Annotated in this window: 22 protein-coding genes and 3 pseudogenes; 9 read left to right on the forward strand and 16 right to left on the reverse strand. The window is 71.8% G+C overall.

Translation table 11 applies throughout. The annotated features are described in order from the left end of the window. Positions 1-6: 6 nt before the first annotated feature. Positions 7-348, reverse strand: coding sequence for a hypothetical protein (locus ABZ117_RS27470; protein WP_356824481.1), 342 nt, complete (start codon positions 346-348; stop codon positions 7-9). Positions 349-863: 515 nt separating this feature from the next. On the opposite strand from ABZ117_RS27470, the pseudogene ABZ117_RS27475 reads away from it, so the two are divergent. After that, a pseudogene (locus ABZ117_RS27475) lies at positions 864-2,004 on the forward strand (MFS transporter). On the opposite strand, the gene ABZ117_RS27480 reads toward ABZ117_RS27475, so the two are convergent. The 4 genes from ABZ117_RS27480 to ABZ117_RS27495 all read right to left on the reverse strand — a co-directional run bounded on the left by ABZ117_RS27480 (position 1,929) and on the right by ABZ117_RS27495 (position 5,330). Beyond that, entirely contained in the window at positions 1,929-2,813 is an 885-nt protein-coding gene (locus tag ABZ117_RS27480) for an aminoglycoside phosphotransferase family protein (protein ID WP_356824514.1), read from the reverse strand. The pseudogene ABZ117_RS27475 and the gene ABZ117_RS27480 overlap by 76 nt on opposite strands. 125 nt (positions 2,814-2,938) lie before the next feature. Then, positions 2,939-3,583: a dihydrofolate reductase family protein gene (locus ABZ117_RS27485; RefSeq protein WP_356824482.1), complete on the reverse strand. Its 645-nt coding sequence runs from the start codon at positions 3,581-3,583 to the stop codon at positions 2,939-2,941. 84 nt (positions 3,584-3,667) lie between these two features. Beyond that, complete coding sequence (locus ABZ117_RS27490) at positions 3,668-4,834, reverse strand: alanine--tRNA ligase-related protein (protein ID WP_356824483.1); 1,167 nt, start codon at positions 4,832-4,834, stop codon at positions 3,668-3,670. A gap of 343 nt (positions 4,835-5,177) precedes the next feature. Further along, complete coding sequence (locus tag ABZ117_RS27495; RefSeq protein WP_356824484.1) at positions 5,178-5,330, reverse strand: hypothetical protein; 153 nt, start codon at positions 5,328-5,330, stop codon at positions 5,178-5,180. Between the two features lie 232 nt (positions 5,331-5,562). Here ABZ117_RS27495 and ABZ117_RS27500 point away from each other — a divergent pair, with 232 nt between their 5' ends. Both ABZ117_RS27500 and ABZ117_RS27505 read left to right on the forward strand, forming a co-directional pair. Further along, positions 5,563-6,756 carry a hypothetical protein gene (locus tag ABZ117_RS27500; protein ID WP_356824485.1) on the forward strand — a complete coding sequence of 398 codons (1,194 nt, stop codon included), beginning with the start codon at positions 5,563-5,565 and terminating at the stop codon, positions 6,754-6,756. Between the two features lie 43 nt (positions 6,757-6,799). Then, positions 6,800-7,432 carry an AAA family ATPase gene (locus ABZ117_RS27505; protein WP_356824486.1) on the forward strand — a complete coding sequence of 211 codons (633 nt, stop codon included), beginning with the start codon at positions 6,800-6,802 and terminating at the stop codon, positions 7,430-7,432. Positions 7,433-7,497: 65 nt separating this feature from the next. On the opposite strand, the gene ABZ117_RS27510 is transcribed toward ABZ117_RS27505, so the two are convergent. The 5 genes from ABZ117_RS27510 to ABZ117_RS27530 form a co-directional block, all read right to left on the reverse strand. After that, entirely contained in the window at positions 7,498-7,941 is a 444-nt protein-coding gene (locus ABZ117_RS27510) for a glutaredoxin domain-containing protein (protein WP_356824487.1), read from the reverse strand. 75 nt (positions 7,942-8,016) lie between these two features. Further along, positions 8,017-8,199, reverse strand: a complete 183-nt coding sequence (locus ABZ117_RS27515) for a hypothetical protein (protein WP_356824488.1) — start codon at positions 8,197-8,199, stop codon at positions 8,017-8,019. A gap of 69 nt (positions 8,200-8,268) precedes the next feature. Beyond that, positions 8,269-9,228, reverse strand: coding sequence for a sensor histidine kinase (locus ABZ117_RS27520; RefSeq protein WP_356824489.1), 960 nt, complete (start codon positions 9,226-9,228; stop codon positions 8,269-8,271). After that, a complete protein-coding gene (locus ABZ117_RS27525) occupies positions 9,225-10,007 on the reverse strand; it encodes an MEDS domain-containing protein (protein ID WP_356824490.1) in 783 nt (260 codons plus the stop codon). The genes ABZ117_RS27520 and ABZ117_RS27525 overlap by 4 nt, the downstream gene beginning before the upstream one ends. Positions 10,008-10,087: 80 nt before the next feature. Further along, entirely contained in the window at positions 10,088-10,492 is a 405-nt protein-coding gene (locus ABZ117_RS27530) for a VOC family protein (protein WP_356824491.1), read from the reverse strand. 88 nt (positions 10,493-10,580) lie between these two features. On the opposite strand from ABZ117_RS27530, the gene ABZ117_RS27535 reads away from it, so the two are divergent. Then, positions 10,581-11,606, forward strand: a complete 1,026-nt coding sequence (locus ABZ117_RS27535; RefSeq protein ID WP_356824492.1) for a transcriptional regulator — start codon at positions 10,581-10,583, stop codon at positions 11,604-11,606. 192 nt (positions 11,607-11,798) lie between these two features. Here the strand turns inward: ABZ117_RS27535 and ABZ117_RS27540 are convergent, their stop codons facing one another. Beyond that, a complete protein-coding gene (locus tag ABZ117_RS27540) occupies positions 11,799-12,395 on the reverse strand; it encodes a TetR/AcrR family transcriptional regulator (RefSeq protein ID WP_356824493.1) in 597 nt (198 codons plus the stop codon). A gap of 167 nt (positions 12,396-12,562) precedes the next feature. Between ABZ117_RS27540 and ABZ117_RS27545 the strand changes: the two genes are divergently transcribed. Beyond that, entirely contained in the window at positions 12,563-13,525 is a 963-nt protein-coding gene (locus tag ABZ117_RS27545) for a chlorophyllase (protein WP_356824494.1), read from the forward strand. Between the two features lie 187 nt (positions 13,526-13,712). Here the strand turns inward: ABZ117_RS27545 and ABZ117_RS27550 are convergent, their stop codons facing one another. Then, complete coding sequence (locus tag ABZ117_RS27550) at positions 13,713-14,411, reverse strand: SDR family NAD(P)-dependent oxidoreductase (RefSeq protein WP_356824495.1); 699 nt, start codon at positions 14,409-14,411, stop codon at positions 13,713-13,715. A 105-nt stretch (positions 14,412-14,516) separates the two neighbouring features. On the opposite strand from ABZ117_RS27550, the gene ABZ117_RS27555 reads away from it, so the two are divergent. Then, positions 14,517-15,392, forward strand: coding sequence for a helix-turn-helix transcriptional regulator (locus ABZ117_RS27555; protein WP_356824496.1), 876 nt, complete (start codon positions 14,517-14,519; stop codon positions 15,390-15,392). 158 nt (positions 15,393-15,550) lie between these two features. Here ABZ117_RS27555 and ABZ117_RS27560 read toward each other — a convergent pair. Beyond that, positions 15,551-16,000: pseudogene (locus ABZ117_RS27560) on the reverse strand (SDR family oxidoreductase); the annotation flags it as partial. Positions 16,001-16,109: 109 nt separating this feature from the next. Further along, on the reverse strand, positions 16,110-16,463 hold the full coding sequence (locus ABZ117_RS27565) for a cyclophilin-like fold protein (RefSeq protein ID WP_356824497.1): 354 nt from the start codon (positions 16,461-16,463) through the stop codon (positions 16,110-16,112). Between the two features lie 46 nt (positions 16,464-16,509). On the opposite strand from ABZ117_RS27565, the pseudogene ABZ117_RS27570 reads away from it, so the two are divergent. After that, positions 16,510-16,821, forward strand: a pseudogene (locus tag ABZ117_RS27570) (transcriptional regulator); the annotation flags it as partial. A gap of 55 nt (positions 16,822-16,876) precedes the next feature. Here ABZ117_RS27570 and ABZ117_RS27575 read toward each other — a convergent pair. Both ABZ117_RS27575 and ABZ117_RS27580 read right to left on the reverse strand, forming a co-directional pair. Then, positions 16,877-17,515: a response regulator transcription factor gene (locus ABZ117_RS27575; protein WP_356824498.1), complete on the reverse strand. Its 639-nt coding sequence runs from the start codon at positions 17,513-17,515 to the stop codon at positions 16,877-16,879. Further along, entirely contained in the window at positions 17,512-18,732 is a 1,221-nt protein-coding gene (locus tag ABZ117_RS27580; protein WP_356824499.1) for a sensor histidine kinase, read from the reverse strand. The genes ABZ117_RS27575 and ABZ117_RS27580 overlap by 4 nt, the downstream gene beginning before the upstream one ends. A gap of 171 nt (positions 18,733-18,903) precedes the next feature. On the opposite strand from ABZ117_RS27580, the gene ABZ117_RS27585 reads away from it, so the two are divergent. Both ABZ117_RS27585 and ABZ117_RS27590 read left to right on the forward strand, forming a co-directional pair. Next, on the forward strand, positions 18,904-19,992 hold the full coding sequence (locus ABZ117_RS27585; protein WP_356824500.1) for an ABC transporter permease: 1,089 nt from the start codon (positions 18,904-18,906) through the stop codon (positions 19,990-19,992). Then, positions 19,989-20,672, forward strand: coding sequence for an ABC transporter ATP-binding protein (locus ABZ117_RS27590; protein WP_356824501.1), 684 nt, complete (start codon positions 19,989-19,991; stop codon positions 20,670-20,672). Before ABZ117_RS27585 ends, ABZ117_RS27590 begins: the two co-directional genes overlap by 4 nt. Positions 20,673-21,164: the final 492 nt, after the last annotated feature.

The following is a 21,164-nucleotide window of genomic DNA, read 5'->3' on the forward strand; positions in this document are numbered from 1 at the left end:
CAGCGATCAGTAGCGCTGCGCCTTGGCGAGAACGGGCGTCAGCTTCGGCTCCGGTGGCTCATGACTGAACGCGATGGGCTGTTTCTTCTCTCCTGGCTTCAGGTGTTCCGCGCCCACGTACCGCGTCTCCACCACCTTGCCGGATGCGTTCTTGAAGTCGATCTGCACGGCGTAGGAGGCTTCGCTGCCGCTCTTGTTGGTGATTTTGACCAGAACGGCGAGTACTCCGCCCGTCTCCGCTTTCGGCATCCCGGTCACAGCGACTTCGGAAAGCGCGTTCCCGTGTCCTTTGACATCTTTCAGAGCTTTTTGCGCCGCCGTGCTCCTGCGCTGGGTCTCGGCGTCCACGGATGCCTCGAACTCGGAGGCCCGAGCCGACGCAGACGACGCCGCGGCAGAGGCGGCAGCACGGGCGGAGCTGATCGCCGAAGAGGCGGCGGACGCCAATGCCGACGGCGGAGTCCCGGAGAACGACGAGGCGTTCGGCGTAACGGGAGCGCTCGCCGGGGACGAAGAACCGCCGCCCTGACCGCTTCCGCCGCCACAGCCCGAGAGCCCGCCCGCAAGCAGAAGGATGCCGAGGGCACTCCCCAGGGCGATCCGGCGCCGGGCCCTGCCGAAACCTCTGAGTCGTCTCACCGACATGCTGCCGTCCAAGGAATCGATGGTCGTGTCGCTCCATCCTCAGCGCCCAACCCACCACTCGCGACTCGGACACCGACCCCAAACCCCCGTCGGCCGGACCCCGTCCCTCTTCCGCCGACTGCTGTCGGCACTCCGCGCGGCGGGGGAGGGCGGGACGTGTCCGCAGGATCGCGGTGCGTCCGGCTCCGTGGCGCAGGTCGGAGGTGAAGGCGGCCCTGATGCTGGCCGCCTTCGCCTTCAACACCGCCGAGAACCTGCCCATCGGCCTCCTGGATCTGGTCTCCGAGAGTCCGCGCGTGCCGGTGCCGGCGGTGGGGCTCCTGATCACCGGTCACGGCGTGACGGTGGCCGTCGCGTCCTTCCGCTCGCGCACGTCACCCGTGCCGTGCCCCGGCGTCTCCTGGCCGTGCTGGTCGTGTCCGGTCCGGTCGCGGCGCCGGCCACCTCCCTACTGGCTGCTTCTCGTAGCGCGGCTGCGGACCGCGCTCGCCCAGGCGCTGTTCTGGGCCGTGATGGGGCCGGTAGCGGTGTGCCTGTTCGCGCCCGGGGTGCGCGGCCGTTTGCTGGGGGCGCTGTCCGTCGCCGGTTCGCCCGCCCTCGTGCTCGGTGTTCCCGCCGGGACCTGGCTGGGCCGGCGGAGTGACTGGCGGATCCCCGTCGCCTTGCCGGCCGTTCCAGGACTCGTCTGCATGGCGACGATCGCCGTTCTGCTGCCGACCTCACGCCCGGAGGAAGCACCCGCCGCGTACGGAAGCAGTCCCGACGCCCGCCGGTTCGGGACGGTGCCGGCAGCCGGGAGGCTGTCCGCCACCGGGGCGTTCGCGGGCTGCGCCTACATCGTGCGGTTCCTGGGCGGTGTGAGCGGCTTCTCCCGACGCGGCCACCGTCCTGCTCGTGGCGTTCGGTGGTGCGTGTCTGGCCGGGGTGAGCATCACCGGGGCGCTGCTGGACCGCTGGCCGCGGGCCGCGCTGACCGCCGCCGTAGCCACGCAGGCGGCGGGCATGCTCGGCCTGTACGCGACCGGCACCCGCCCCGTGGCGGCGGTGGTGTTCCTGGTCCTGATGGGCGGCGCGCTCGCACCGGTGTTCATGACCACCCAGAACGCGATGCCGCACTGCGCACCGGGCCGCACGGATATCGCACTCGCGGCGAACTCCGGTGCCTATAACGCCGGAATCGCGGCAGGGGCCATGCTCGGCGCGCTGATCCTGTCGCTCGCCGACGTGTGCGATACCTTCCTCGCCGGCGGACTGCTGACCGCCGGTGCCTGCGCGGTGCTGTCCTACGCGGGGCTGCGCAGGATCTCCCGGATGACGTACCGGGCGTTGGCCGAGATGATCGGATTGGTCGTCCGGTAGTACGGCAGTTGGATGACCGCCATGGACAGCGCCCAGCCCCGGCCGCGCGCCCAGGTCGCCTCGTCCACATCCACCGCCTCGCGGTACGCCGGACGCGCCGAGGCGGGCAGCAGGTTCCAGGCGGGGATGAGATCGGTGGCCGGTTCGCCCATGCCCACGGTGCCGAAGTCGATGACCGCCGAGAGGCGGTCGCCGGTGAGCAGCAGATTGCTCGGCATCAGGTCGGAGTGCGTCCAGCAGGCCGCGCCCGTCCACCGTGGTGCCGCGAGAGCCTCCTCCCAGGCCGCGGTGATCTCGTCGGCGTCGAAAGGTTCGTCGGTGCGGCGCAACGCCTCGATCGACGCCCGCATCTCCTGGTCCGCGGCGATCAGCGGCTCGCCCCGGTGGGCGCGCGGACCGCCGGGTAGGCCGATCTTGCGGAGGGCGACGGCGAACTCCGCGAGGTCACGGGCGACGAGCCCCGGCTCGACCAGCTCACCCTCTACCGGGTTGCGCCCCTCGATCCACCGGTGCACCGCCCAGGGCAGGGGGTAGCCCTCGCCGGGGACGCCGGTCGCCACCACCTCCGGGACCGGCAGCGGCAGCAGCGGGGCCAGCCGAGGCAGCAGCCGTGCCTCCAGCGCGACGGCCTGGGCGCCGCCGGGGCGCAGCGGCAGCCGGACGGTCAGGTCCTCGCCGAGCCGGTAGATCGCGTTGACCGTGCCTCCGGAGGCGAGCCGGGAGACCGGCAGGTCGGCCCACTCGGGGAACTGGGCACGCAGCAGCCGCCGGACCAGGCCGGCGTCGCTCTCCGCCTCGTCCGCGTGCATCGTGCCCATCCACCCACCTGATCTCTTCGCTCGTGCCGGGATCATCGCGCAGCCGGACCGAAGCCCGGAGCCTCTTTTTTGTCAGCTGGTCGGTCCGGTCGGTCCCGTCGGTCCCTGGGGCCCTGTCACTTGCGCCAGAACAGGTAGTGCGTCACGCCGCTCGGGCTGGGGACGACGTCCAGGTGGAACCGGTCGAGCAGCTCATCGGGTGACTCCCAGAGTCGTAGTCCCGAACCGAGCTTCACCGGTGAGACCGCCACATGCATGGTGTCGACGAGGCCGGCGTCGAGGAACTGCCGGATGGTGGTGACCCCGCCGCCCAGCCGGACGTCCTTGCCCTGCGCCGCCTCCCGCGCCCGCTGGAGGACCGCGGCCGGGTCGCCGCCGACGAAGTGGAACGTGGTGTCGGAGAGCGTGAACGACGGACGTACGTGGTGGGTCATGACGAACACCGGGGTGCGGAACGGCGGTTCGTCGCCCCACCAGCCACGCCACTCGTCGTCGTGCCAGGGCCCGCGCTGGGGCCCGAACTTGTTGCGCCCCATGATCTCGGCACCGATATTGCGTGCGTAGTCCCGTGTGAAGTAGTCGTCGAGACCCCGGCTGCCCCCGGCATCGGTGCGCATGGGCCAGCTCGCCGTGGCGCCGGCCCAGGCGAACAGCCGCTCCGGGGAGACGTTTCCGAACGGACGCTCGAGGCTCTGGTCCGCGCCGGCACCGATGCCGTCGCTCGACACGCTGAAATTCTGGACTCTCAGCAGCTGAGGCACGTGTTCCTCCTTTTGGTGGTGATGACGGTGAGGAGACTCTCCGGCCCGGGAAAACTCATCGCCGCGCCCGGGCCGCCCGGGCCGTCACTGCGGCCGAAGGTTCAGTACGAGGTCACGCGGCAGGCCGTAGGTGTCGTGGAGGTGGTGGAAGTCCTCCTCGCTCAGCGGGCCCCGGAAGCGCGGCCGGGCCAGTACCTGCCGGCCACGTTCCAGGAGGCGGCCGAAACGCTTCTCCTCGTCCAGCAGGACCCGGCGCACGACGTCCGGATCCTCATCCTGACGGAAGAGGTCCAGGGTGTGCCGGATCAGCTCGTCCGGCAGGTCTCCGAGGCCGCGCGACGGATCGTCCCGCCGCAGCACGGTGAGCACCCGCCGCAGCAGACGGCGCAGTACGTAACCGCGACCGGTGCCGGCCGGGCGGACCCCGTCACCGATCACCACGATGGCTGAGCGGATGTGGTCGCAGACCAACCGCAGCGACACTTCGTCCAGCTGCCACAGGGCCGGCAGGAGGCGCCGCCAGGGGTCGAAGACGTCGCAATCGAAGACCGACGTCCGGCCCTGCAACAGCGAGGCCAGTCGTTCCAGGCCGAGGCCGGTGTCGATGTTGTGCTGGGGGAGTGGCACGAGCGAACCGTCGGCGAGGCGCCGGTGGCGCATCATCACGTGGTTCCACACCTCCACCCAGCGTTCGTCACGGGTGGGCGTCGACTCCGGCGGGGTGTCGCCGGTCCACAGGAAGATCTCCGAGTCGGGGCCGCACGGGCCGGTCGGTCCGTTGGACCACCAGTTGTCCTCGACGGTGAGTTCCACCGGCACCCCGCGCCCCTGCCACAGCTCCAGGGAAGCGGTGTCCGGACCGGCCTGGCCGTCGCCACCGAAGACCGTGGCATGCAGCAGTCCCGGATCGATGCCGAAGCCCTCGGTGAGCAGGTCGTGGCCCCAGCCGAGGCTCGACGGACCCCCGTAGTCACCGAGCGACCAGGTCCCGAGCATCTCGAAGACGGTCAGATGGGTGTCGTCGCCGATCTCGTCGAGGTCCGTGGTCCGCAGACACCGCTGTACGTCGACCAGCCTCCTGCCGAGTGGATGCGGGCGCCCCTCCAGGTAGGGGGTGAGCGGGTGCATGCCCGAGGTGGTGAACAGCACGGGGTCACCCGGCGGCGGCAGCAGAGTCGAGCCGGTGATGCGGCGGTGGCCGCGGTCCTCGTAGTACTCGACGAACGTGCGTACGATCTGGTCGGTGTGCACGGGGTGGCTCCTTCGCGTGTGCGGGGGAGGCACCGGACAGCACGTCCGCACGGGCGTCGGAACCGGGCGGAAGACGCCAGGGAACCACCGGCGGACCGTGTCCGGTCGCCGGTGGGACTGGGAAGTACGTCAGGCGGCGGCAACCGGCGAGCTGGTCGCTCGCGCGGTCGCGGTGCTGCTTCGGCCCGTGACGTTCATAGCGCAGAAGGTAACGCGTCCCGGCTCCCCGGGCATCCGCTTTTCTTCCCGCCCGGACAGCTCACCGGCACCGAGTGCCGTCATCGGCGCTCACCGACCGGCCGGACGCACGGGAGCGAGGGTGAGTGGACCAAGGCGTGACGCGCTAACGGTCTCTCGGCGGCAGGCCACTGACGGGCCTCCCACGGAGCTTGCGGACCAGCATCACCAGCAGCGCGTAGAAGCACACCAGCCCGATGCCCGCGAAGGCCGCGACCACCTGCGCCACCTGAGGATTCAGCTGCCCCGGCCAACTCATCGCCGGGCCGCCTTCCGGGCGAGGTTCATGCTTCCAGGGTCGTACGGCCGCGGCCGGACGCCAACTCAGAAGACCGGCCGCGCACCCGCTGAACCGGCAGGACCGACGAGGCCCGACGCCTCGCCCACCGCTCCCACCAGCCCACCGGCCGGTGGGCTGAGTCGCCGCAGGCGCAGATCAGGCGCAGTATCGGACCACACCCGTCCCACGGCCCGAGGCGGTGAGAAGTGAGGTGAGACGTCGCTCGTTCCGGAGCGCGGCGCAGTCGATCGGCGAGCCGCTGCCGAAGGAGCGGGTCGGTGCGCGTCCTCACCGGTCCGTGCGCGAGGCATGGCCCGCGCTCGCGATCTACGGCGCGACCACGCTCCTGCACCTCGCCGTCCTGGCTGTCATGAGCCCGCCGGACGGGCCCGGCCTCCGCGACCGCCTGCTCGCCTGGGACGGCCGGCTGTACACGGAGATCGCCGCGCACGGCTATCCCGACGGTTTCACCTATGCGCCCTCCGGCCGGCTCGCCGGCAACGATCTCGCGTTCTTCCCGCTGTTCCCGCTACTGATCCGTGCCGTCCACACGGTGACCCGCCTCGACTACGGTACGGCCGCGATCGTCACCGCCAACCTGGCCTTCGCCGCCGCCCTGATCCTCGTCGACCTGCTGCTGACCCGGCTCCACGGACGGCGTACGGCACTCATCGCGGTCGTACTGCTCGCCGCGGCGCAACCCATGGCACTCGTCTTCGTCATGGCCTACAGCGAATCACTGTTCCTCGCGCTGTCCGCCGCCACCTTGCTGGCCGTCCGACGGCAGGCGTGGCTCACCGCCGGTGCCGCCGCCATGCTGGCCGGCCTGACGCGGCCGGCCGGCATGGCGGTCGTGGCGGCCCTCGCCGTCGCCGTCGCCCTGTCCCTGGCCAGGACACGCCGACCCGCCTGGCGCCCCCTCGCCGCCGTCGCACTCGCCTGCACGGGCACGCCCGGCTACCTCTGGTGGGTGGGCCGGCGGGCCGGCCGGCCGGATGCCTGGTTCCGCATCGAGCAGGCCGGCTGGGGCACCCGTTGGGACAGTGGCAGGTCCTTCCTGCGTTTCCTCGGTGAGACGCTGGCGCACGGAGACGGATGGGTGCCCGTCAGCACCGCGGTCCTCCTGCTGGCCCTGGTCGACGCCACCGCCGTCACCTGGCGCCGGAACACCTGGCCGCCCCTCCTCGTCCACGGCTCCGGCATCCTGATCCTGACGCTCGGACAGACCAGCTTCTACCACTCCAAGCTGCGCCTGATGCTCCCCGCCGTACTCTTCCTCGTCCCCCTCGCCCGCGCTCTCGCCCGGGCACGCGCCACCACGGTCGCGATCGCGGTGACCGGCGGCGCGCTGTTCGGCTGCTGGTACGGCGCGTACATGCTCACCGTCTGGCCGTACGCCATCTGACGGGCGTGCGCCCGCCAGGGCGATTCCCCGTAGGGTCGGGTGCATGCTCTTGTGGATCAACGGCCCGTTCGGTGGCGGCAAGACGCAGACCGCCTACGAACTCCGACATCGGCTCACGGACAGCGTCGTCTGCGATCCCGAACACGTCGGCTTCGGACTGCACCGGATGACGCCCCCGTCCTTGCGCGGAGACTTCCAGGACCTCGCGGCCTGGCGGCAAGGGGTGTTCGAGGTACTGGATCACGTCCTGAGCAGGCACCACGGGACGGTGATCGCGCCGATGACGGTGGTCGAGCCGGCGTACTTCCGGGAGACCGTCGGCCGACTGCGCGAGCGCGGTCACGAGGTCCGGCACTTCGCACTGCTGGCCGGGCGTGAGACGGTGCTGCGACGGCTGCGCCGCCGCGGCTTCGGACACGCTGCCCAGCTGATCGCGGGGAAGGACGCCCCCTTGCGCCGGGAGAGCTTCGCCGTGTCGAAGCTCGACCTCTGCCTGGAGCGCCTGCGTGCGGAGGAGTTCGCGGAGCAGGTGTGGACCGACCACCTCACCGTGCCCCAGGTCGCCGAACACCTCGCCGCGAGCGCGGGCCTGGCGCTCGTCCCGAACGGCGAGGGACCGCTGCGGGGGAGCGCGCGGCGGGCCTGGACAGGAATCAGGCACATCCGTTTCGACTGAGCGCACGGCGGCCGCTGGTCAGGGCACGGGCCGGGCCCTGCGTCCTCTCCGGTGCGGCACCGCGCTCACCGATGGTGCGCTGAGGGAAGCTGCTCGCGTACCCATGCGGGGTCGGGGTTGACGTGCGGTACGCCCGCCATCATGACGGTCGGCACGGTTTCATCGCCGTCGTTGACCGCTCTCACCGCAGCCGCTCCGGCCGGGTCCCGCCATATGTCGACCCAATGCAACTCACGGGCCCTACGGCCCAGCCGGATGCGCAGCCGCAGGCAGTACGGGCACCCAGGCCGCCAGAACACGACCGGCCGGCCGTCGACCGCGCCACGGCGCTGTGCCTCCAGCGCGCCCATCGACCTCGGGAAGACCAGAGGCGAGTTCACGGCCGCGAACAGCACGAACAGCAGCAGGCCGGATGCGGCTGGGCCGGGGCTCCCGCTGGAGACCAGCCCAGCCGCAACGACTGATCCGCAGAGCAGCAGCAGTACCGGTAGGAACCAGGCTCGCGTCATGGTGAGGCAGGCTAGCGCGAGGCCGGAACACTCCTCGGACCAGGTCACCTATCCGACGGCTCAGAGCATGAACGGCTAGGGCATGAAAAGGGCGAGGAGTACGACCACCACGGCTATCAGCAGGATCACCATCCACACCGACTTGCCGCCCCGGTGATTCCTCCGGTGGGTGTCTTCCGGGCCCCCGCCCCTCGGGCGGTCCTCCACGTACTGCGGATTGTCCGGGCGATCACGTGTGTAGAAGTCGTCGTCAGCCATATCGGGCTCCCCTCGTCTCTGGGAGCCGAGTGCCCCATCAGGGACGGCGTGCACATCGATTCACGGCGGTCAGCCGGGCAGTTCCGTATGGAGGCGGATCGTGGTACCGGTCTGCGGGGTGGAGCGTATCTCGACGAGGTCGCACAGGTGGTGTACGAGCCACAGACCGCGTCCGCCGAGCTGCGTGCCGGTGGGCCTGGAGCGTCCGGCGAGGGGGTCCTCGATGTACCCGGCGTCGCGGAACTCGCAGATCAGCCGGCGCTCCTCGCTCCAGGTGCGCAGCACGCCCTCGCCCCCACCGTGCCGGATGCTGTTCGCGGCGACCTCTGTGGCGGCCAGGTGGAGTTCGCGCAGCCGCCGGGCGCTCAGCCCGTGGCGTTCGGCGCAGGCCGTGATCTTCTCCCGCAGCGCGGGAAGGCTGCCGCGGGCGTAGGGGAATTCGTCGTACGGGTCGCAGGGGTCGGTCAGCGCGGCGAAGTCGAACGGGGCATGCGGGCTGTAGTCCGGGCACGAGGTGGTGCGGCCGTCCGCGCGGATCTCGGGGTGGCAGCGCGTCATGCTCTCCAGCGCGGCCCTCTCGCCGGCGGTGTCGTAGGGGCACAGCAGCCACCAGGCGGGGCTGTGCGCGAAGGCCTTGTTGAGCAGCCACTCGTGATAGCGCAGTTCCTCCACCTCGGCCTGGCTGCGGGCCTCCTCCCAGGGGGATTCGCCGATGCCGCGCACCGGGCGCCCCTGGGAGACGTACTCCTCGATCCACTCCTGCCAGGCTCCGATGAGCCGCCCCGGATGGTGCGCCGTGGGGGTGGTGTCGACGTAGCGCACCGCCCCGTCGTCGGGGATCTCGGCACGCAGCAGGGACGCCTTGTCGTGCGGGACGGCCACGACGACGGCCTCGCCCTCGTCGAGTGCCTCCTGGATGAAGCCCATGGTGCCCTCGACGAACTCGTCCCTTCCGCGGTACGGGTACAGCTCGTGCCGGTAACCGGTCCCGGAACCGGAAGACGTGGAGGCGGGGCGGGAGGAGGTCACGGCGTCATCACCACCGGGACTACGGGCGCGGCGAACCCGGAGATTTCCCAGGCCAGCCGCACGGTCTCGTTCGTTCCTTCCAGGACGACCTTGCGGTCCGGCAGATGTCCGGCGGCGTCTGCCAGGGCGCTCATGCCGGCGGCGTCCAAGAAGTCCAGGGCCTGACAGTACAGGCGCACCGTCGCCGTGCGGGCGAGCAGCGTCCGAAGGATGGCGGCGAAGGCCGGGGCGCCTTCGGCGTCGATAACCCCGTTCACCGTCCAGCCGTCCTTTCCCGTCCGGTACACCTGGAATGCGGGTGATGCCGGACGGCTGCCCAGGTGGTGGGGGTGCACGCATCTGACTTTCTCCAGTGTAGACGCGCCCCAGTCGGCACTGCTGTAGGCGCACACCACCAGAGCACCGCTGTCGGCGGCGAACTCCTCCAGGTCCAGCTCACTGCGCAGCAGCTGCTCGGACTGCGTCGGCGAGCCGTCCGGGGTCACGTGGTGGAGCACCCGAAGCGAGCGGAACCCCTCCCGCCCGGCACTGACGGCCTCGCGGCGCACCGCGGCGAGGAGTGAACCCTCCAGCCGGGCCGGATCAAGCACCTTGGGGGCGAACTCGCCGGTCGCATCCGCGGCCGGGCCGACGATCACCACCTTGTCGCCGAACAGGGCTCCGTCCGCGACGAAGGCCCGGCTGCGGTCCATGACATCGTCCGCCGGACCCAGCAGCTGGCAGACGTGGTCGCCAGTGCCGACCTCGTCGAGTCTCGCCAAAGTGCGCGCCGCTCTCACCGCTCCTCCCCTCAGACTCTCACCCTACTGGCACGCACCACGCAGCCCGCCGCCGACTCGTCGCGGTCGACATCAGCCGCTCACTCCGGACGAGCGAACCTGGCGACGGCGGCCGCGGTGACCGGGGTGAAGAAGTTGACGAGGTTGCCGTCAGGGTCCCGGAGGAGGAGCGAGCGGTTGCCCCAGGGCATCGTGGTGGGCGCCTGGACGAAGTCCTCCACGGACCCCGTCAGGTTCTGGTGCACGCGGTCCACATCGTCGACGAGGAACTCGATGATGACGCTGTGGTTGTCGGCCGGCCGGGCGGCGCCCGGCGCGAACAGGGGCACGGTGCGGACGCCCGCGATGGCGAGGGTCGCCGAGGCGGTCCTGAGCTCGGCGAAATCCTCGGTGGACCAGTCCGCCCCCACGCCGGTGGCGCGCTCGTAGAAGTCGACGAGGCGGGCGACGTCGCCCGTGATGATGCGGATCGAAACGAAGTTCACGGCTCTCTCCAGTGCTCGGTGCTTGTGATCACACGCTAAAGCGGATACCGGACAGGATCCGCCCGGTATCCGCGAGAGACTTCTCGGCATGTCACGACCCACCGCGCGCGTGCTCACCCTGCTGGAACTCCTGCAGTCGGGCGGTCTGCGGACCGCGGCCGAACTCGCCGCCCGGCTCGGCGTCGACGAGCGCACGGTGCGGCGGTACGCCGATCACCTCCTCGACCTCGACGTCCCCGTCGAGTCGGTGCGCGGCCGCCACGGCGGCTACCGGCTCGCCTCCGGCTATCGCATGCCTCCGCTCATGCTGAGCGACGACGAAGCCCTCGCCGTACTGCTCGGCCTGGTCGCCGGTCGGCGGACCGGTCTGATGACCGCCGCGGGCACGGCCGGCGAGACCGCAGCGGCCAAGATCCGGCGGGTCCTGCCGGAACGGCTCGGCCGCAGGCTCGACGCCGTCCTCGGCTCCCTCACCTTCACGGCCCCGTCCGGCACGTCACCGGCCCCGGAGACCGGCATCCTGCTCGCGGTCGCCGACGCGGTGCGCCATCACCGGCCGATTTCGATCCGGTACATCGCCGTCGACGGCCGGCGCAGCGAGCGCACGGTGCACCCGTACGGACTCGTCGCTCACTCGGGCAGGTGGTACGTGACCGGTGAGGATCGCGCTGCGGGCGCGGAACGCACGTTCCGGTTGGATCGCATCGCCGGTGCGAGGACCCTGCCCGGCACGTTCGACCCGCCCGCGGGGTGGGATCCGGCGGAGCGCGTCCTGTCGGGACTCGCCACCGCTCCGTACCGGCACGAGGTGACGGTGCGGGTCCAGGGGACGGCCGAGCACGTCCGGGCCCGGCTTCCCGCCGGTATCGCGATCGTGGAGGAGCTGCCGTCCGAGGGCGGCCCGGAGCTGCCGTCCAAGGGCGGCCCGGAGGCGGGGACCGAGCGCTGGTCCCGCGTCGACATGCGCGTGGACCGGCTCGACTGGCTGCCCGCCGTGCTCGCCTCGCTCGACCGTCCGTTCGTCATCGAGCGACCGGACGAACTCCGCGGACTCGTCACCGCGTTCGCCGCACGGCTCGCGGACTCGGCCCGGCGGAAGCCGCCTCGGGTATGACGTCCGGCCCGGCGTTTGCACCCGACGGGGTGGGGTGATCGGTCACCGAGTTCAGGCCTTCGCTGCCCCGGGGATCATCGACATCGGCCGACTCCGTGCTCGATGACGGGCAGTCACGACCGCCGTCGCCGTCGCCGTCGCCGTCGCCGTCGCCGACGAGGCCGGGGCGGTGTGCGATGCAGCTCGTCGGCATCAGGACGCGTGAGGTCGCTGGAGTCCCTGGAGGAGGAGAGCGATCAGGCGTCGGGGGTCGTAGCGGGGGTCGTCGTCGCGTCCGATGCAGAGGTTGCCGATGCCGCGCATCAGCTCGTACGGCTGCGTACCGGGCCTGATGTCGCCGGACTCGACGGCGGCGTCGAGCAGTTGGTCGCAGACGGGCAGCAGACGGTCGAGGAAGTAGGCGTGCAGCGCGGCGAAGCGGTCGTTGTCGGACTGTAGGGCGTCGGCGAGTCCGTGCTTGGTGACGAGGAAGTCGACGAAGAGGTCGATCCACTGGCGCAGTGCGTCGAGCGGGGAGCCGGCACTGGCCAGCAGGTCCGGGCCGGCCTGGACGCATGCCTCGATCTGGTGGCGGTAGACGGCTGTGACGAGGTCCGCCCGGGTCGGGAAGTGGCGGTAGATCGTGGCCATCCCGACACCCGCCCTGGCCGCGATCTGACGGATGGGTGCGTCGACGCCGGAGGTGACGAACACCTCGGCGGCGGCAGTGAGCACCACCTGCCGGTTGCGCTGTGCGTCGGCCCGCTTGCCTCGGGACGGCGACTCTCCTGGGGGGCCGTCGGTGGCCATCACGCACTCCTCCACATCGATTGACAAAACGGAGCGATGCTCCGAATATTAACCGGAGCGACGCTCCGGTTCAGGTTAGCCGAAGCGGGTCGCTCCTGACCGCCCTGCCCTTCGTCGGTCGCAGTAGACCGGCGGACGGCGGGTGCCACCGAAAGGGAATCCACATCGTGAGCACACCGCCTGCCACCAGCACCGACGCCCCGGACGCGCCCGTCCCGGTCCTGTCCTTCGGCCCCGTAGTCCTCTCCGTGCCCGGACGTCCCGTGGACCTCCGGTTACGCGTCTCCGCACCCGCGACCGGAACCGGCCTTGCCGTCATCCTGCTCTCCCACGGCCAAGGCCCCTCGAACAACCTCTCCTCGCTCAACGGTTACGCGCCGCTCGTCAACCTCTGGGCCGCCCACGGATTCGTTGTCATCCAGCCCACCCACCTCAGCTCCAGGGCGCTGAGACACCTGGTCGCCGATGCCCCCGGGGCGCCCTTCTTCTGGCGCTCGCGCTCCGAGGACATGTCGCACATCCTCGACCGACTCGACCTGATCGAGAAGGCCGTGCCGTCGCTCTCCGGGCGGATCGACCACACCAAGGTTGCCGTTGCCGGGCACTCGTTCGGCGGCTTCACCTCCAGCCTCCTGCTCGGTGCCCGGGTCACCGACCCCGACGAGGGGGGAGAGGTGAGCCTTCTCGAACCCCGGATCAAGGCGGGCGTGCTGCTCGCCGCGCCCGGCAGGGGTGATGTCCTCAAGGGACCGATGGCTGACGCACTGCCGGCCTTCCGGACCATGGACTTCTCCACGATGACCGCACCCGCGCTTGTCGTCGCCGGCGACGAGGACGACTCCCGGCACTTCACGGACATGGGACCCGACTGGCACGCCGACCCCTACACCCTCGCCCCCGGGCCCAAGACCCTGCTCACCCTGTTCGGCGCGGAGCACGGACTCGGCGGGATCGCGGGATACGACGCCGCCGAGACCACCGACGAGAATCCCGAGCGGGTCGCCGCCCTCGCCCGCCTCACCGCGGCCTACCTCCACACCCGGTTCCATCCCGGCACCTCGGAATGGCAGGCCGCGTGCGAGGCACTGACGACCGGGCCGGACCCGGTAGGACGAGTGGAAAGCAAGTGAGCCCCCACGGCCACGGCCCCACGGCCGCGCGGTCCGGGCCGGCATGTGCAAGCCCCGTCGCACTCGCGTCACGTAAGACGGCCTAAAGGTCCAAGCCCCGCCATAAGGGCGGACCTTGCAGACTGATCAGGACACGATCTGCGGCGTCCTCGTCCCCCTGGAACGGCTGATGCCGGTGCGGCCGGTTTCAGGACCAGGCGATCTCGCCATGGCGGGAGAGGAAGCGTCCGGTGCCGGAGCCGGGCTTCTCGGTGGCGAGGGCGACGATCGCGTCCGTGCCCTCTGCGACGGTCTGAGGGCCGCTGTGACCGTTGAGGTCGGTCGCGGTGTAGCCGGGGTCGGCGGCGTTGACGCGGATGCCGTTGAGCGCTTTCGCGTACTGCGTGGTCAACATCGTCAGCGCAGCCTTCGAGGACGTGTACAGCGGCGCGATGACGTGCGACTCGGGCCGGTCGGGGTCGTGGGTGAGGGCGAGGGAGCCCATGCCGCTGCTGACGTTGACGATCACGGGGTCGTCCGATCGGCGCAGCAGCGGCAGGAACGCGGTGGTGGTGCGGACGACCCCGATGACGTTGACGTCGAGGACGGCGAGAGCGTCGGCGGCGGTGAGGTCGCTGGGATCTCCGACGGGGCCGTGGACACCGGCGTTGTTGATCAGGACGTCGATCCTGCCTTCGTGTCCGGCGACGTTCGCGGCCGCGGCGGCCACGGACGCGTCGTCGGTCACGTCGATGGGGACGTAGCGTGCGCCGAGCGCGGCGGCGGTCTCCTCGCCCTGCTCGCGGTTGCGAGCGCCGACGAGCACGGTGTGGCCACACTGGATCAGGCGGCGGGCGGTCTCGCGGCCGAGGCCCTTGTTGGCTCCGGTGATGAAGGTGATGGTCATGCGTTCGATGCTTGCCTCTACGAGGGAAGCGGACCAGGGACGCTTCGGCGGTAGGAGGACCAGTACCACCCTCGTGCCCATCCGCACGACCGGCGGTGCAGGAGGATGGAGATCATGTCGACGACACCCGGGACCGGACTGGGCGCGATGATCCGCACGTGGCGGGAGCGGCTGCCCCCGTCGGCCGCCGGGCTGCCGGTGGCCCGCGGGCGCCGGGCGGCCGGGCTGCGGCGTGAGGAACTGGCCGACCTGGCCGGGGTGTCGGTCGACTACATCGTGCGCCTGGAGCAGGGACGGTCCACGACACCCTCGGCGTCGGTGGTGGCGTCCCTGGCGCGCGCCCTCCAGCTGTCCACCGCCGAGCGGGACCACCTCTACCGGCTGGCCAAGCTCGTACCGCCGACGGGCGGCGCGATCTCGGACCATCTTCCGCCCGGCATGCAGCGGGTGCTCGCCCGCCTCGGGGACGTGGCGGTCGCCGTGTTCGCGGCGGACTGGCAACTGGTCTGGTGGAATCGCGGGTGGGCCGCCCTGCTGGGCGACCCCTCCGCCTCGCCGCCGCGGCTGCGTAACTTCGCCCGTGACAGGTTCCCGGTGGACGCCGGCCCCGCCCGCCTGGCGCTGTGGCCGGTGACCGAGGCGGATCGCGACGCCACCGACGCCGCCGTCGTCTCCGACCTGCGCCGCGCCACCGGCCGCTTCCCTCAGGACAGCCGCTTGTCCACGCTGATCCGTGAACTGAACGCGGGTAACAAGAGGTTCGCCGAGCTATGGGCGACTGGAGGGGTGGCCGCGCACCGCGAGGACCACAAGACGATAGACCACCCCTCGGTGGGCCCTGTCACGGTGGACTGCGACGTCCTGGCCGACGGCGACTCCGAGCTCAAGATCGTCATCATGACCGCCGTGCCCGGCAGCGAGGACGAGACCAAGCTCCGACTCACCGCCGTCACCGGCCCACCGGCTACCAGCCGCGACTGATCCGGCCCGAGCGCCTGATCAACGGCTCAAGGCCTGGTGAGCCACCACGGCACCGGTCACGGCCACTGCCCCCCGCCGCGGTAGATGGCGCCCGGCCGTCAGCCGGTGCGGTGCCCCGGGGTGGGCCGACTCCCGTACCGGCGTGGCCCACTGCTCCCTTACCGGGCGACGTATCCGCCGTCGACGGGCAGGGCGACGCCGATGACGAAGCCGGCGCCGGGGCTGCACAGCCGTAGGACGGCCTGGGCGATCTCCTCGGCGGTGCCCAGGCGGCCGATGGGCTGGCCCGCTTCCGCCTCGGCGCGGTCGAGTTCTCCCTTGGCGATCATGTCGCTGACCATGGGCGTGTCGATCGTGCCGGGGCAGACGGCGTTGATGCGGATGGTGCGCGGGGTGTATTCGAGAGCGGCGCTGCCCGTCAGGCCGATCACGCCGTGTTTGGAGGCTTGGTACGAGGCGCGGCCGGGGATGCCGACGAGCCCGCCGAGAGAGGAGCAGTTGACGATGGTGCCGCTGCCCTGGGCGCGCATGTGACGCAGCTCGTGATTCATGCCGGCCCAGATGCCGCGCAGGTTGATGGCGTCGACCCGGTCGAACTGTTCGGCCCGGTCGCCAGGCCCATGCCGGAGGAGGCGCCGGTGATGAACGCGGTGCTGCCGTGGAAGTCGTAACTGACGTTCACGTTCGTTCTTCTTCCTGGGCGATGGCTGGTCGGGGTCAGGAGGTGGCTTCGACGCGGACCCGGCCGGCCGTGGCGAGGCGGCCGGTGCCGCGGCTGTCGGTGAGGCGGCCGAGGATGACCAGGCCGGGGGAGTGCTCGCCGTCGCGGTAGAAGAACGCGAGGTTGCCCCAGGGGGCGTAGTAGGCGAGGTCGCCGGCCTTCGGCGTGACGGTGTCCGGGGCGCCGGAGGTGTCCAGCTCGCGCGGCGGGTCGCCGATCCGTTCGGTGTGGTGGAAGTCCTTCAGCTCCACGGTGAGCGGGAGCAGCGCGGCGAAGTCGCGCGCCGCGGCGCTGTCGTTCAGGGTGGCGTCGATGCTCTGACCGTCGATCGTCAGGCGGATGGTCGTCACGGCTCTCCTCTCGGACGGTGCGCCCGGTGTGCCTGGCACCGGCACCGGCCGCGGTCCCCACGACAAGGACCTGCACGACCTCGTCGGCGAGCTGTCCACCCGCAGCGACGCCTTCCGCACCCGCTGGGGCGCCCACGACGTCCGCCATCACGGCACCGGCACCAAGCGCTTCCACCACCAGGCCGTCGGTGACCTCACCCTCGCCTACGAAGGTCTGGAGATGGCCGCCGAACCCGGACTCACCCTGACCATCTACACCGCCGAACCCGGCTCCCCGTCCGCAGAAAGCCTTCGCCTGCTCGCTTCGTGGGCCGCGGCTCAAGAAGCCGGCGTCTCCTCACACGGGGCAACCGGCTGACCGTCCCGCCAGTGGATCGGGGCTGACCGGTCTCCCCGAGCCCGCGCGCGCCCGGTCAGCGGCGGATGAGGCCGAGGCCGATGGCGGTGGCGACGGCGGCGGTGCGCGAGTCGACGCCGAGCTTGACGTAGACGCGGGCCAGGTGGGACTTGACGGTCCCTTCCGTCAGGTGGAGCCGCTCGCCGACGGCCTGGTTGGACAGACCGTCGGCGACCAGGGCGAGGACTTCGGTCTCGCGCCGGGTCAGTGCGGTCCTCGGCGTGCGCAGCCGGTTCAGCAGCCGGTCCGCGACGGTGGGCGCCAGCGTGGTACGTCCCGCGGCGGCGGTGCGGACGGCGGCGGCCAGGTCTTCGGGTGGGGCGTCCTTGAGGAGGTAACCGGTGGCGCCGGCCTCGATGGCGGGCAGGGTGTCGGCGTCGGAGTCGTAGGTGGTGACGATGAGCACGCGCGGTGCGGACGGACGGGCGGTGATCCGGGCGGTCGCTTCGGCACCGCCCATGCCCCTGCCGAACTGGAGGTCCATCAGGACGACGTCGATGTCGCCTTCGGCGGCACGCGTGACGGCGTCCTCGGCGGTGGCCGCTTCGGCCACGACGACGAGGCCGGGTTCGGTTTCCAGTACGGCGCGCAGCCCGGCGCGTACGACGGGGTGGTCGTCGGCCAGGAGGAGGCGGACAGGTGCGTCGTCGGTCATGTGCGGGCCCCGGGCTCGGTCCGGGTGAGCGGGGTGCGGGGGAGCCGGGCGGCCAGGGCAGTGCCGTGACCGGGCGCGGACTCGATGACCAGGGTGCCGCCGAGGACGTTCACGCGGGCGCGCATGGCCGCCAGGCCGAAACCGCCGCCCTCGGGGTCGGGAGCGGGCAGCCGGCCGGGATCGAAACCGTGCCCGTCGTCGACGACGTCGACGGCGACACGGTCGCCGAGGTAGCTGAGGGTGACCTCGGCGGCGGTGGCCTGGGCGTGGCGGACCGTGTTCGCGAGGGCGGACTGGGCGACGCGCAGCAGGGCGACCTCGTGGGCGGTCGGCAGCACGGTGGGGTCGCCGGTGAGGCGGAAGCGTGCGGTGAGGCGGTGGCGGGTGCTGGTGGTGGTGCACAGGCGTTCCAGGGCGTCGGCCAGGGTGGTGCCTTCCAGGGTGGGCGGGGTGAGGGCGGCGACGAAGCGGCGGGCCTCGGCGAGGCTGTCCACGGCGGCCTGGCGTGCCGCGTCGACGTGGAGGGAGGCGGTGTCGGGTCGGCCGGGCAGGGCGCGTTCGGCGGCGCGCAGCAGCAGCTGGATGCTGGAGAGGCCCTGGGCGAGGGTGTCGTGGATCTCACGGGCCAGACGCTCGCGTTCGGCGAGCACACCGGCGGTGTGCTGGGCCCGGGCCAGATCGGCGCGGGTGGCGGTGAGCTCCTCGATCAGCTGCCGGCGTTGTTCGCTCTCCCGGTACAGGGCCTCGTATCCCCACACCACCGCGACGGCGACAGCGGCGCCGAGCGCGGGGCCGATCGCCATGGCCGGGCCGAAGGAGTGCTGGTGGGCGGCGAAGCCCGCGATGGCCGCCGCCGCGGTGGCGGTCACAGCGGCGAGCCCGGACCGGCGCGGCAGCAGGTGGAGCTGGAGGAAGTACAGCGGGAACGCCACCCATACCGCGTCGGGGGACAGGGCCAGCAGCACCAGCCATACGGCGCCCACGGCGGCCAGCCACCAGGCCGCGGCCCGCCGGGAGGCACGGACGCGGGGCAGGAGCGGCCCGGCGGCGTACACCAGGCCGCACGCCGCCACCGCGGCGACGACCGGTCCGGCGTGCGGCCGGCCGTCGGTCACGGCCCGGCCGGCGGCCAGCGCGAGCAGGCCGACGACCAGCAGGTGCAGGCACCAGGCCAGGGCCCGGGTGGTCGGGGTCAGGGCAGGGGCGGCGGTGTTCACAGTGCGTCCCAGGTTACGGAGGCCGGCGCCCGGGGGCCTCCATCGAAAGTTGGAACCCGTGTGCCGCCTTCCGGCCCGCGAAGTGCCGTCCTGTGCCAGGCGCGGACACGGAAGGGTTGCCGCGACGGTGGAGTCGTACCGCTTCCCCACCGGAAAGGACAGGCCGATACCGTGTTCGTCGCCTGGAGAGATCTGAGGTTCGCCAAGGGGCGCTTCGCCCTGATGGGAGCCGTCATCGTGCTGATCACCCTGCTGGTCGGGCTGTTGTCCGGGCTGACGGCCGGACTGGGCCGGCAGAACATCTCCGCGATCACGGGACTGCCCGCCGACAAGATCGCCTTCCAGGCCCCCGGCGACACTCAGGACCTGTCGTACGCCGACTCCACCGTCACCCGGCAGCAGTGGCGGCGGTGGGCCGAGGCGCCCGGCGTCGAAAGCGCCGAACCCCTGGGGATCACCACGACCAGGGCCACCGCCGGTGACAGGAGCACCGGGGTCTCGGTCTTCGGCGTACGGCCCGGCTCCCGCCTCGCCCCGGACGGCAGCAGGATCACCGAGAGCGCTGTGGTGCTGTCCACCGCGGCCGCCGACGGCCTCGGCGTCAAGGCCGGGGACTCCCTCACCCTGGCCGGTCGGCAGCTGAAGGTGGCCGCCGTGCGGGGCGACGCCCTCTTCAGCCACACCCCCGTCATCTGGACCAGCCTCGGTGTCTGGCGGAAGACCGCGCCGCCCACCGCCACCGGCGACGGCCCCGTCGCCACCGTCATCGCCCTGAACACCACGTCCGCGGCCGACGTGGCGGCCACCGACCAGCAGGCCGGCACACGGACGGTCTCCACCGAGGACTCGTTGTCCGCGATCGGCTCCTACACCTCCGAGAACGGCTCCCTCCAGCTGATGCGCGGCTTCCTGTTCGCCATCTCCGCCCTCGTCATCGGGGCCTTCTTCACCGTGTGGACCATCCAGCGCAGCGGTGACGTCGCCGTCCTGAAAGCGCTCGGCGCCTCCACCGCCGACCTGCTCAAGGACGCCCTCGGCCAGGCCGTCGTCCTGCTCGCCGGCGGCACCCTGACCGGCACCGGCATCGCCGCCGCCCTGGGCGCCCTCCTGGCCGGCTCGGCCGTGCCGTTCCTCCTCACGCCCACCACCATCCTGCTCCCGGCCGCCGTGATGGTCCTCCTCGGCGCCCTCGGAGCCGCCCTGTCCATCCGCCGCATCACCTCCGTCGATCCGCTGACCGCCCTGGGGAGCACCCGATGAGCCTTGACCTGACCGGCATCACCCTCACCTACCCCGACGGCGACACCCTCCTGACCGCGCTGGACCGGGTCAGCCTGGTGGTCCCCAAGGGCAGCATGACCGGAGTGGTCGGCCCCTCCGGCTCAGGCAAGTCCAGCCTGCTGGCCGTCGCCGCCACCCTGATCACCCCCGACGCCGGCACCGTCACCATCGACGGCACCCCCACCACCCGCCTGTCCCGCGGGGAGCTGGCCGAACTGCGCCGCCGCAAGATCGGCATCGTCTTCCAGCAGCCCAACCTGCTGCCCTCCCTCACCGCCGCCGAACAACTCCAGGTCATGGCCCAGATCGACGGCCGCAAACCCCGCACCGCCCGCGACCGCGCCCTGGAACTCCTCGACTCGGTCGGCCTGGCCGACCAGGCCGACCGCCGCCCCCACCAGCTCTCCGGCGGCCAGCGCCAGCGCGTCAACATCGCCCGCGCCCTGATGAACGACCCCACCGTCCTCCTGGTCGACGAACCCACCAGCGCCCTCGACCACGAACGCGGCGCCGCCGTCATCGACCTGATCACCCGCCTCACCCACGAGCGGGCCACCGCCACGGTCCTCGTCACCCATGACCGCACCCACCTCGCCGCCGCCGACCGGACCGCCGAAGTCCACGACGGCCGCCTCCACCTGCCGGCACCCACCCGCTGAAACAGCAGCGCCACGTATGCCGTGCCCGCCGACACGGCGCCGGCCGAGGTGCCGCGCGCCCGGCTTCCGCTGCGTGCCGTACGACGGAGTCGCCCGGCCGTTCCCCTCCCGCTTTCCCTGGCCGGCAGCGGGCCCGTGCTGCCGGACGCGGGCACCCGAAGCTCATGGAGCGCCCTCGTCGTCCCCTGCGTCGTCCTCAACGACAAGCAGACCCGCACGGACTTGGCGGTCCGTGTGCAGTACGGCCCGCAGTCCAGCGACATCGTGTCCCGTCCCCGCGGCCCGGTCCACCGGTGTCGGCCGGGCCACTGCGACGACCGGCCGGGGCAGCACCGGTGCGGACACGGCGACGTTCACCGCGTACGTCATGCCCGACGCCGCGAAGCCGTTCCCGCCGCGGTACGCCGACTGCGATTCCGGCGGCTCTGGCCTCCGCCGGCTTGCGGAGGCCAGAGCCGGCCACCTGGCTTCCGGCGTCGGCTCGGCACCCGC

The organism is Streptomyces sp. NPDC006309, from assembly GCF_040613095.1.
Taxonomy (GTDB): Bacteria; Actinomycetota; Actinomycetes; order Streptomycetales; family Streptomycetaceae; genus Streptomyces.

What these genes read in the sequence shown, in the direction of transcription:
- ABZ117_RS27515 (WP_356824488.1), bottom strand. Translation starts at nt 8,199, where the DNA reads ATGGCTGACGACGACTTCTACACACGTGATCGCCCGGACAATCCGCAG.
- ABZ117_RS27510 (WP_356824487.1), bottom strand. Translation starts at nt 7,941, where the DNA reads ATGACGCGAGCCTGGTTCCTACCGGTACTGCTGCTGCTCTGCGGATCA.
- ABZ117_RS27550 (WP_356824495.1), bottom strand. Translation starts at nt 14,411, where the DNA reads ATGACCATCACCTTCATCACCGGAGCCAACAAGGGCCTCGGCCGCGAG.
- ABZ117_RS27535 (WP_356824492.1), top strand. Translation starts at nt 10,581, where the DNA reads ATGTCACGACCCACCGCGCGCGTGCTCACCCTGCTGGAACTCCTGCAG.
- ABZ117_RS27590 (WP_356824501.1), top strand. Translation starts at nt 19,989, where the DNA reads ATGAGCCTTGACCTGACCGGCATCACCCTCACCTACCCCGACGGCGAC.
- ABZ117_RS27480 (WP_356824514.1), bottom strand. Translation starts at nt 2,813, where the DNA reads ATGCACGCGGACGAGGCGGAGAGCGACGCCGGCCTGGTCCGGCGGCTG.
- ABZ117_RS27575 (WP_356824498.1), bottom strand. Translation starts at nt 17,515, where the DNA reads ATGACCGACGACGCACCTGTCCGCCTCCTCCTGGCCGACGACCACCCC.
- ABZ117_RS27540 (WP_356824493.1), bottom strand. Translation starts at nt 12,395, where the DNA reads ATGGCCACCGACGGCCCCCCAGGAGAGTCGCCGTCCCGAGGCAAGCGG.
- ABZ117_RS27495 (WP_356824484.1), bottom strand. Translation starts at nt 5,330, where the DNA reads ATGAGTTGGCCGGGGCAGCTGAATCCTCAGGTGGCGCAGGTGGTCGCG.
- ABZ117_RS27555 (WP_356824496.1), top strand. Translation starts at nt 14,517, where the DNA reads ATGGAGATCATGTCGACGACACCCGGGACCGGACTGGGCGCGATGATC.
- ABZ117_RS27505 (WP_356824486.1), top strand. Translation starts at nt 6,800, where the DNA reads ATGCTCTTGTGGATCAACGGCCCGTTCGGTGGCGGCAAGACGCAGACC.